Consider the following 10203-nt stretch of genomic DNA (forward strand, 5'->3'; position numbering starts at 1 on the left):
CCCCGCATCTTTCGTGCTCATGGCCTGTGCAGCGAACGGCAGTTGCTGCGATTGCATCCGCTCTGTGTTCTTCAGCTCGCATGCCGTTCGCACGTAATGTGATCCGGGGCGGATGATTGCAATCCCGTCGCACATAATCTGATCTCATTCGCAGATAATGTGAGTTTGGCACCCTGGATAGCGTCAAATAATTCGCGCGAGAATCCGGGATGTTTGCAATCCGAGCGCCGGATAAATGCAATTCACTACAACTAACCGCGCTTTGAGACACGCCAAGCTCTTGCCCTGTCTCGGTGACACTGCCAGTCCGGGCAAAGGACTCAAGGGCGCGCAGAGCAGTCATCGGGGGAAGAAATCGCTTGGGATGCAGCATAGGTATGAGTTTTTTGCATAAGGTATACGTTAATTGCGTTTCCCATACGTAGACAGGTCATGTCAAACAACCTCAATGAATGAGGGTGGTCATGCTAAAAAGGTCAAAGAGAATTGACGGAATCGCATTGTCGGAGATCGTTGCAATCTCTGAGGAGGCCGTACGTATGCGTGCATCAGGTCATGATGTTTTGGCATTAAGTACAGGCGAGCCAGATTTTCCCACGCCCGCGCATATTTGCGATGCTGCACATAAGGCGATGTTGGCTGGACAGACACGCTATCCGCCAACTGTTGGCATCCCTGCACTGCGGGCGGCAATTGCTGAACAGGCTAACGTGGAGCCCTCCAATGTGATTGTCGCCACAGGTGCAAAGCAAGTCTTGGCCGACATGTTTCTTGCAACCCTGAACGAGGGCGACGACGTCATTGTCCCCACGCCTTATTGGACCAGTTATTCCGACATTATCGCCTTCTCTGGTGGGCAATCCGTTCTGGTGCCATGCGGGGCCGAGGCGGGGTTCAAGATGACCCCAGAGCAGTTGGCAGATGCCATCACGCCGCGCACGCGTTGGCTCTTGCTGAATTCACCGTCGAATCCTTCTGGCGCAGTTTACAGTGCGGCGGAACTGCAGGCCCTTGGCGAGGTTCTCGCGCGCCATCCTCATGTCTGGATTGCGTCAGACGAGATTTATGACCTGATCTGTTACGAGCCCTTCACCTCATTCCGTACGGCTTGTCCCGATCTGGCCGACCGTACCATCGTGATCAACGGCGTGTCTAAGGCTCATGCGATGACTGGCTGGCGGATCGGCTGGGGCATAGCACCCGCCGAACTGATCCAAGCCATGGTCGCGGTGCAAGGGCAGATCACCTCAGGCGCGTGTTCCATATCGCAGGCCGCTGCTTTGGAGGCTATCACGGGCGACCAAAGCCATATCGCGGAGCGTCGCGGCGCCTTTCGGGACCGGCGTGACTTTGTCGTTCAAGCACTGAATGCCATTTCTGGTATCAACTGCGCCACGCCCGATGGCGCATTCTACGTGTTCCCCTCTTGTCACGCCCTGCTTGGGCACAAGACGCCCCAAGGACAAACCCTCGAAACAGACGTCGAGTTTTGCGCCTATGTTCTGGCGTCAACCGGTCTTGCCATCGTTCCAGGACGCGCCTTTGGCCTGCCCGGCCATTTCCGCCTGTCCTACGCCTATGCGCGCGCCGATCTCGAAGACGGCTGCGCCCGCCTCAAAGACGCCGTTTCCGGCCTGACTACAAATTAAGGAAACCCTCCAATGACACATCAAGACATCCTCGACGCCTGCGGTCTAACCGCAGATCAAACCACTGGCGGCGCTTTGGTTGTGACCACGCCTGTAGACGGCAGCGTCATTGCGAATGTTCCCATGCACAGCGTTGCCGATGCCGAAGCAGCGATTGCCAAGGGCGTGGAAGCCTTTAATGCCTGGCGCAAGGTGCCCGCCCCGCGTCGTGGCGAGCTGGTCCGGCTTTTGGGCGAAGAGCTGCGCCGAGAGAAAGAGAACCTTGGCCGTCTGGTCACGCTGGAATGCGGCAAGATCTACCAAGAGGGTCTGGGCGAAGTCCAAGAGATGATCGACATCTGCGACTTTGCCGTGGGCCTCTCGCGCCAGCTTTATGGTCTGACAATTGCTTCTGAACGTCCCGGCCATTCCATGCGCGAAACCTGGCATCCGATTGGCATCTGCGGGATTATCACAGCGTTCAACTTCCCGGCGGCCCCTTGGTGTTGGAACGCGGCGCTGGCACTGGTGTGTGGTGATCCGGTGATCGCGAAACCATCCGAGAAGACCCCGCTGACCCAGCTTGCGATCCAGAAAATCTGCGAACGCGCTATGGCGGCCTTCGGTGACGATGCCCCCGATGGGTTGATCCAAACCCTGATTGGTGAACGCGATCTGGGCGAGGCGCTGACCGCGTCCAAGGATGTGGCGATCATCTCTGCCACAGGCTCTGTTCCGATGGGCAAAGCCGTGGCCGCAGACATGTCCAAGCGTTTGGGCAAGACAATCCTTGAACTTGGCGGCAACAACGCGATGATCGTGGCGCAGTCTGCTGATTTAGAAATGGCCGTGCGGGCGATTGTCTTTTCTGCGGTTGGCACCGCCGGTCAGCGATGCACCACCCTGCGCCGCCTAATCGTCCATGAAGATGTCTATGACCAGCTGATCCCGCGTCTTGCCAAAGTCTATGCTGGCCTTTCTATCGGCAGCCCGCTTGCAGATGACACGCTAGTTGGCCCACTGATCGACACTGCCGCGAAGAACGCTATGGACAAGGCGCTGGAGCAAGCCAAGGCCGAAGGTGGCACCGTGCATGGCGGTGGTCGAGCGTTGGCAGATCAATTCCCAGACGCGGCTTATGTCTCTCCAGCGATTGTTGAAATGCCAGCGCAAAGCGCGATCATGTACACCGAGACCTTCGCGCCGATCCTTTATGCGGTGAAATACAAAGAGCTGGATGAGGCGATTGCGCTGCAAAACGCTGTGCCCCAGGGCCTGTCCTCCTGCATCTTCACCACCGATGTGCGCGAGACGGAATACTTCCTCTCGGCGCAAGGGTCTGATTGCGGGATTGCCAACGTCAATATCGGCCCGTCTGGCGCCGAAATCGGCGGAGCCTTTGGCGGCGAAAAGGAAACAGGCGGCGGACGCGAAAGCGGCTCTGACGCATGGCGCGCCTATATGCGTCGTCAGACCAGCACGGTGAACTACTCGCGCGAGCTTCCGCTGGCCCAAGGCATCTCGTTCGAGATTTGATCCCAGTGACCGGCAACAAGAGCCTTTGGGCGAAGACCGCTCCGGACCACCCCGCATTGTCGCCTTTGCAAGAGGCGGTCAAGGTGGATGTGGTGGTCATCGGCGGCGGGTTCACCGGCGTGTCCGCAGCCTACCATTTGGCTTTGGGCGGCGCGTCGGTGGCTTTGCTGGAGGCGCGCAGCATCGGTTTTGGTGGGTCTGGGCGCAATGTGGGCCTCGTAAATGCCGGGCTCTGGACCCCGCCGGATCAAGTCGAAGAAAAGATCGGCAAGGACGTTGGGGCAGGACTCAATGAGACCTTGGCTGCTGGCCCTTCGGTGGTCTTTGACCTGATCGAGAAGAACCAAATCCGTTGCGAAGCCGTACGGGAGGGGACGCTTCACTGCGCCCATTCCAAAGCTGGCCTGCGCGATCTGGAAAATCGCTACGCCCAGCAAGAGGCGCGTGGCGCGCCGGTGAAACTTCTCGACGCCCGCGAGACCGTGCGGCGCACGGGCAGCACCGCTTATTGCGGGGCGCTTTGGGATGCGCGGGCCGGAACGATCCAACCACTGGCCTATGTGCAGGGGCTTGCGCGGGCCGCGGCGGCACAGGGCGCGCAGATTTTCGAAGGCTCAAGTGCCGTTACCATTACCGAAACCACAGAGGGCTGGACGGTAAAGACAGCACAAGGCGAAGTGCGTGCGGCGCGACTTATCCAAGCAACCAACGCCTATGGCGTCGATGCCGCAGACGACAACGCCATCGTCCCGGCGCATTACTTCCAGCTCGCCACAGCACCTTTGCCCGATGACCTAAGGCGCAGCCTCCTGGGTGGCGGTGAAGGTTGCTGGGATACGGCGATGATCATGTCGTCGTTTCGGATGGATCAAGCCGGACGGATGATCTTTGGCGCGCTTGGAAACCTCGAGGGGGTTGGCGGTCGAATGCATCGGGGCTGGGCCAAACGGAAGTTGGCCAAGCTCTTTCCTCAGCTTGCGGGCGTCCCGTTTGAGCAGGACTGGACGGGGCGCATTGCCATGACCAGCACCTATCTGCCGCGTATTGAACGACGCGGAAAGGCGGGCATTTCGATCTTTGGCTATAGCGGTCGCGGTATTTCGCCGGGAACGCTTTTTGGGCGCGCTGCGGCTCACTGGGCCCTTGGAACGGGCCAACTGCCTCTCTCAATCGAAGCCCCCAAATCTGAAGCTTATGCCGCGGCAAAAGGCCTATACTACGAAACTGGCGCGGCCCTCACCCATTTCACCAACGGGCGCTTTTGAGCGCCAGAGGATAAACCATGAAAGTCTCTCCCAACCAGATCCGTGCCAATTTTTCCGCCGCCATGTCCGCCATGTACCGCGAAGAAGTGCCCGCCTACGGCGCACTTGTTGAGATTGTTGAGCAGGTGAACACGGGCGTGCTGGACCGTGAAGACAACGCTCTCGCTCTTACACCCGGCGAAGATACGGACCGCATCAGCGCCGAACGCCACGGTGCGATCCGGCTCGGCACGGCAGAAGAGCTGGCCATGATGGGCCGCGTTTTTGCCGTGATGGGGATGAAACCGGTCGGCTACTATGACCTTTCAGTCGCCTCGGTCCCAGTGCATTCCACCGCGTTCCGGCCCGTTGGACGAGACGCTCTGGCCGAAAATCCGTTTCGTGTCTTCACCTCACTTTTGCGGCTTGAATTGATCAAGGATGAAGCCTTGCGCGAAAAGGCTGCTGCGACGCTCGCCCGCCGTCAGATCTTTACCGATGCGGCCATCGCCCTGACAGAAAGGGCCGAGGCTGAGGGCGGTTTGAACGAAGCTGACGCGATCCGCTTTGTCGCGGAGGTGCTGGAAACCTTCCGTTGGCATCCCGAAGCCTGCGTTGATGATGCCACGTTCGAAGACCTGATCGCAGCGCACCGGTTGATCGCCGATGTCGTGTCTTTCAAAGGGCCGCATATCAACCATCTGACGCCCCGCACGCTCGACATTGACGCAGCGCAGGCGGAGATGGTGGCGCAAGGCTTGCCCGCCAAGGCTGTGGTCGAAGGCCCCCCGCGCCGCAAATGTCCGATCCTGCTGCGTCAAACCGCGTTCAAGGCTTTGAACGAAGCAATTCGCTTTCCGATTGGTGATGACTGGCAAGACGGGCAGCACACCGCCCGTTTTGGCGAAATCGAACAGCGCGGTGTGGCACTGACCCCGAAAGGCCGTGCGCTTTACGATCAACTTCTGGCAGAGGTGCGCGCGGAAATCCTGCCAGCGGCGGACGGGTCCAATGCCTCAGACTACGTCGCAAAGCTGGAGGAGGTGTTCAAAGCCTTCCCAGACACATGGCGTGAATTGCATGATCAAGATTTGGCGTATTTCAAATATGCTCCCGGAGGAGGCACAGCGATGGGCAAAGGGCTGAATGCCCTGCTCGACGCAGGTGCCCTAACCATCAGCCCGATCGTCTACGAAGACTTCTTGCCTGTCAGTGCCGCCGGTATTTTTCAATCCAATCTGGGCGATGAAGCCCGCAGTGATCATCAAACAGCCTCAAGCCGTTCTGCGTTCGAGGCCGCCTTGGGCAAATCTGTGGCAGATGAGTTTGCCCTGTACGAGGCCATGCAAGCGGAGTCTTACACGGCGGCTCTAGAACAGTTGAGCAAGAGAGTGGCATGAGCATCCCAGCGCACATAAAGACACTCACCGATCCCAAGGATATGGTGGCTTTCCTGACCGGCGTTCGTGGTGAGGTTGGCCAAAGCCACGGCGTCTTGTTGCCTGAAACAACAGACGAGGTTGCTGCCTGTGTTCGGCATCTCAAAGACAGCCAGACCTCTTTTGTTGCGCAATCTGGAAACACAGGGCTGGTGGGCGCATCTGTTCCGGATTGTTCAGGTCAACAGGCGGTTCTTAGCCTGTCCCGCCTGCGCGAAACCTTTGAGCCAGACCTTGCCAACCGGTCCTTACGGGTCAGCGCAGGTTTTAGGCTGTCCGAGGTCAACGAGCGGCTGGCAGAGCACGGGTTGTTCTTTCCCATCGACCTTGGTTCTGACCCCATGATTGGTGGCATGTTGGCAACCAATACCGGCGGTGGCCGCTTTCTGCGATATGGCGATGTACGGTGCAATACGCTTGGGCTGACGGTTGTTTTGAAAGATGGCGAAGTGGTGCGCCTTGGAAGTCCGGTGCGCAAAGACAACACTGGACCAGATTGGAAACACCTGCACATCGGCAGCTGCGGTTGGTTCGGGACCATCACCGAAGCGGTCCTAAACCTTGAACCTGTTGTGACAGAACAAGCGACGGCGCTTGTCGTACCGTCGAGCGACGCAGCAATGTTGACCCTTCTTCGCCATCTGGAAACCCGAGTTGGGCCGCTGCTGTCCGCATTCGAATTCATGTCTCAGGCCGCAATGAAGCACACGTTTGAGCATGCGGCATCTTTGAAAAACCCGTTCGCACGGGGCGAGATTCCCGAAACAGCGCTGCTTATCGAATTGTCCCGCCCGACAAAGGCACCTTGGGATACGCCATTGGATCGCGTGTTGGAAGCGGTTCTATCCGAGGCGTGGGAACTCTCTGAAACGCCTATCGAAGACGCGCTTTTTGGTCGCCCCGAAGAAATCTGGGCGTTGCGCCATGCTTTGTCCGAAGGGGTGAAATCCGCCGGGCCGCTTGTTGCGCTCGATCTCGGGTTCACACGTGACAAGGTGATTGCTTTCCGGGGGGAAATGACACTGAAGCTGACCAGAGACTTCCCAATGATAGAGGTATGCGATTTCGGCCATCTCGGCGATGGCGGTCTTCATTTCAATCTTGTGAAAACAGATGGGCCTGTCGATCCTGAATTTGAAATGCGCTTGCGTGATTTTGTGGTCGGCCACGCCGTCAAAACCTATGATGGATCCTTTAGTGCCGAACACGGAATTGGTCCCAAGAACTTTCGGTACTTTGAAAAATGGAACCGCGATGCAGCCATTTCACACAATTCCATAATGCAATTGGGATAGGCGCACGCCTGAGCTGTTAAGGTCGGCTTTCTGCCTTACGCGAGCTTTTGTGTTTCGCGCAGCATGCTACACAAAGGGCTCCTTGCCGACCTCGGATACAATGCAGCATCTTGTGATATGCTGGCTTGGTCAACGTCGGGTTGTCGTATTGGGAGGGCATGGCGGATCGGAGGATCAGCCATGGAAACACCAAACTTACCAGCAATTCGCGCGCTTCGTCCTGCCTGGAACAAGGGGCGCATCGTCGGCCAAAAGCGCCCCCTAAAGCCGAAACATGTCTGGGCGATCCGTGTGAGACTTGAGCTCGCGGAGAACCATCGTGATCTGGCGCTATTCAATATGGCAATCGACAGCAAACTCCGAGGTTGCGACCTAGTCAAGATGAAGGTCGTAGACGTGATGGCGTCGGGTCAAATCAAAGAGCGCGCTTCCGTTCTTCAAAGCAAAACCCAGAAGCCGGTACGCTTCGAGATTTCAGAAGGCACCCGCGCCTCGGTTGAGAAGTGGATGGAAGACGAGCTCATGATTGGGTCCGAATACCTTTGGCCAGGTCGATTTCACGAGCGGTTGCACATCTCAACACGCCAATATGCGCGGATCGTCCGAGATTGGGTCACATCGATTGGACTTGAGTCAAGCGCCTATGGGACCCATTCGATGCGACGAACCAAAGTTACTCAGATATACAAAAAGACGGGTAATCTGCGTGCCGTTCAGCTCCTTCTAGGCCATACCAAGATGGACAGTACCGTCAGATACCTCGGCGTCGAACTTGAGGATGCCTTGGCCATAGCCGAAGCCATTGAAATCTAGGAACTTTGGGCCGCCTTCACAGGCGGCCCATTCCTGCCGTTCATCCATGACAGTGCTCGCCGCAGTGCGGCCCGTCAGACCGGACTTTCGCCGCGCTGCAATAATCTTTGCCTGCTCGAATTCACAGTTCGCGGGACGGAGCGGTCGTTCGTCCAACGACTGCTTTCTAATGTCGGTGCATACGCAGTTTACGTGTTTCTTTGCCTGAATGCTGCCACCTTCGCCCGGTTCTGACATTGCATCGAACAATACCGCCGTTTCCCGTTTCGCGAAGTATCAAAATAGACGCGATTGCAATGGTGAGCGTCGCAGACTCCAAACCTATGGCTATTCTGATTGCCGATTTCCCGGGCAATTCCCTCCGCGCATATCGCGGTCCTGATGCATACGCCAACGTCCGTCTGGTTCACGCCCAAGTTCCGGTGTCGCTGGATTTTCCGCAAGAAGTTGGTTCAGTCGGTTGGCAGCGTCGGATGTCTCATCAATCGAGAGAAACACGAAGACTTCACGTAGTGAATGGGCCAATTCCTGGAAGCCATTTGTATGTCGCTCTTCTAGCTGCTCGACGCTGGGCGGATCATCTTGCAAAAGTTTCCTCAAGCCCTCGAACGTGCACCCTCCCGCATATGAAGCACCTCCCGCTTGTCCTGGAGTTACCTGGTTTACGAGGTTTAGCGAGACGCGCAATCCAGTCATCTCATAACTATCTAAATTCATTTGACAGGTTACCGATCCGCAGTGATAACCTATGAAAGCACTTTTGCGCGTTACTTGGAAGGTGGCTACATGCATATGGGTTCAAAACAGACCGCTATCCTGCTGATGTGCGGAAGTGCTTGTGTGATCCCAGTTGTTGATACAATTGCCAAAGCACTGACCGAGGTAGCTTCACCATTTTTCCTTGTAGCGGTTCGATATGCGATTGGGGCCGCGTTGGCAGCAGTCGTTTTCAGGTCTCCCCGTCGGGCGTTGCGATCCTTGGCGTCAGCGCCGGTTCTGCATTTCGGGAGATCAGGGTTGCTTGTGGCAGCGATGGTCAGCTTCTATTGGGCAATCTCAAGCTTGTCAGTCGCAACGGCCCTTGGCGGCTACTTCACCGGGCCGGTGATCGCCGCGGTTCTGTCAATCGTTCTGCTCGGTGAGCGAGCCAGAGCATCGACCCTGCTGGCTGTTGTTTTGGGTTTTCTGGGTGCATTGTTCATTTTGCGGCCAGATAACAGCATCACCTACGGATCGGTCTTCGCTCTTCTGAGTGGGATTCTATCCGGTTTTTATCTTGTCTTGACGCGCGCTGCGTCACTTTCCGTTCGAGCCGAGGACAATGTGCTCATTCAAAGCATTGTCGGTGCAGCGTTGATCGCACCTATTGCTGCCGTCAATGTGCCTGCTGTCGATCTTACAATCCTTTGCCTCATGGTTTTGATGGGAGTTCTTTCGTTTGCTGCCCACGGGCTGTTTCTGGCCGCGTTTCGGATTCTCGATGTCGGCACCTTGGCGCCACTCGCATATCTCGAGATCGCGATTGCTGCTCTACTTGGCTGGGCAATATTTGGAGACCTACCGACCATTCTTGCATGGGTCGGCATCGTCTGCGTGGTCACTGCGGGTCTGCTGATCGCCGTGACTCCAGCACCGTCGGAACTTACGACAGGAAAGATGAATGTGCAGTCACGATAGGGGTCGTTCGCCGCATTTGGATTCTCGGATGTCGGCACCTTGGCGCCACTCGCATATCTCGAGATCGCGATTGCTGCTCTACTTGGCTGGGCAATATTTGGAGACCTACCGACCATTCTTGCATGGGTCGGCATCGTCTGCGTGGTCACTGCGGGTCTGCTGATCGCCGTGACTCCAGCACCGTCGGAACTTACGACAGGAAAGATGAATGTGCAGTCACGATAGGGGTCGTTCGCCGCATRCCGACCAATGAGAACGTTGGGCTCATTGCTGGCCTCGGGTGCAACGCAGCATCAGGGCAATAGAAACAACTTCCACCGGCGAGAACGGCCCTTTGTTGCCTTTGGCCACTGCGTTCCTTCGCTGCACTGCGGCCCGCAATTGCTGATGGGGTGGATGGCTCCTGCTTCAACCGGCGTCGCGATGCGCCATAGTGCAGGTGTCTAAATCTGCTTTTGAGAGGAGCCACCCCATGCAAGTTACCACAATCGGCGTTGATCTGGCCAAGAACGTGTTTCAGGTCCATGGGATCACTGCCACTGAAGACGTGGTGTTCAATAAGCCCCTGCGA

General features: G+C 57.1%; 9 protein-coding genes. 7 read left to right on the plus strand and 2 right to left on the minus strand.

Annotated features, from left to right (window positions below; all coding sequences use genetic code 11):
- Window positions 1-500 precede the first annotated feature (500 nt).
- The 6 genes from A9D60_RS24015 (at window position 501) to A9D60_RS24040 (ending at window position 7955) form a co-directional block, all read left to right on the plus strand.
- Complete coding sequence (locus A9D60_RS24015; RefSeq protein WP_254656791.1) at window positions 501-1649, plus strand: pyridoxal phosphate-dependent aminotransferase; 1149 nt, start codon at window positions 501-503, stop codon at window positions 1647-1649.
- Between the two features lie 12 nt (window positions 1650-1661).
- Entirely contained in the window at window positions 1662-3164 is a 1503-nt protein-coding gene (amaB, locus tag A9D60_RS24020) for an L-piperidine-6-carboxylate dehydrogenase (RefSeq protein ID WP_065269927.1), read from the plus strand.
- Window positions 3164-4429, plus strand: coding sequence for an NAD(P)/FAD-dependent oxidoreductase (locus A9D60_RS24025; RefSeq protein WP_441295070.1), 1266 nt, complete (start codon window positions 3164-3166; stop codon window positions 4427-4429). The genes amaB and A9D60_RS24025 overlap by 1 nt, the downstream gene beginning before the upstream one ends.
- 17 nt (window positions 4430-4446) lie before the next feature.
- Entirely contained in the window at window positions 4447-5808 is a 1362-nt protein-coding gene (gene hglS, locus A9D60_RS24030; RefSeq protein WP_065269928.1) for a 2-oxoadipate dioxygenase/decarboxylase HglS, read from the plus strand.
- Entirely contained in the window at window positions 5805-7142 is a 1338-nt protein-coding gene (locus A9D60_RS24035) for an FAD-binding oxidoreductase (RefSeq protein ID WP_065269929.1), read from the plus strand. The genes hglS and A9D60_RS24035 overlap by 4 nt, the downstream gene beginning before the upstream one ends.
- 180 nt (window positions 7143-7322) lie before the next feature.
- Entirely contained in the window at window positions 7323-7955 is a 633-nt protein-coding gene (locus A9D60_RS24040; protein ID WP_065269930.1) for a tyrosine-type recombinase/integrase, read from the plus strand.
- A 188-nt stretch (window positions 7956-8143) separates the two neighbouring features.
- Here A9D60_RS24040 and A9D60_RS27445 read toward each other — a convergent pair whose 3' ends face one another.
- Both A9D60_RS27445 and A9D60_RS27450 read right to left on the minus strand, forming a co-directional pair.
- Complete coding sequence (locus A9D60_RS27445) at window positions 8144-8365, minus strand: CGNR zinc finger domain-containing protein (protein ID WP_175393031.1); 222 nt, start codon at window positions 8363-8365, stop codon at window positions 8144-8146.
- A complete protein-coding gene (locus tag A9D60_RS27450; RefSeq protein WP_141118046.1) occupies window positions 8283-8747 on the minus strand; it encodes an ABATE domain-containing protein in 465 nt (154 codons plus the stop codon). Before A9D60_RS27450 ends, A9D60_RS27445 begins: the two co-directional genes overlap by 83 nt.
- On the opposite strand from A9D60_RS27450, the gene A9D60_RS24045 reads away from it, so the two are divergent.
- A complete protein-coding gene (locus A9D60_RS24045) occupies window positions 8694-9632 on the plus strand; it encodes a DMT family transporter (RefSeq protein ID WP_217492091.1) in 939 nt (312 codons plus the stop codon). The two genes, A9D60_RS27450 and A9D60_RS24045, sit on opposite strands and share 54 nt — an antisense overlap.
- The last annotated feature ends 571 nt before the right edge of the window (window positions 9633-10203 follow it).

Source organism: Leisingera sp. JC1, assembly GCF_001679925.1.
Lineage (GTDB): Bacteria > Pseudomonadota > Alphaproteobacteria > Rhodobacterales > Rhodobacteraceae > Leisingera.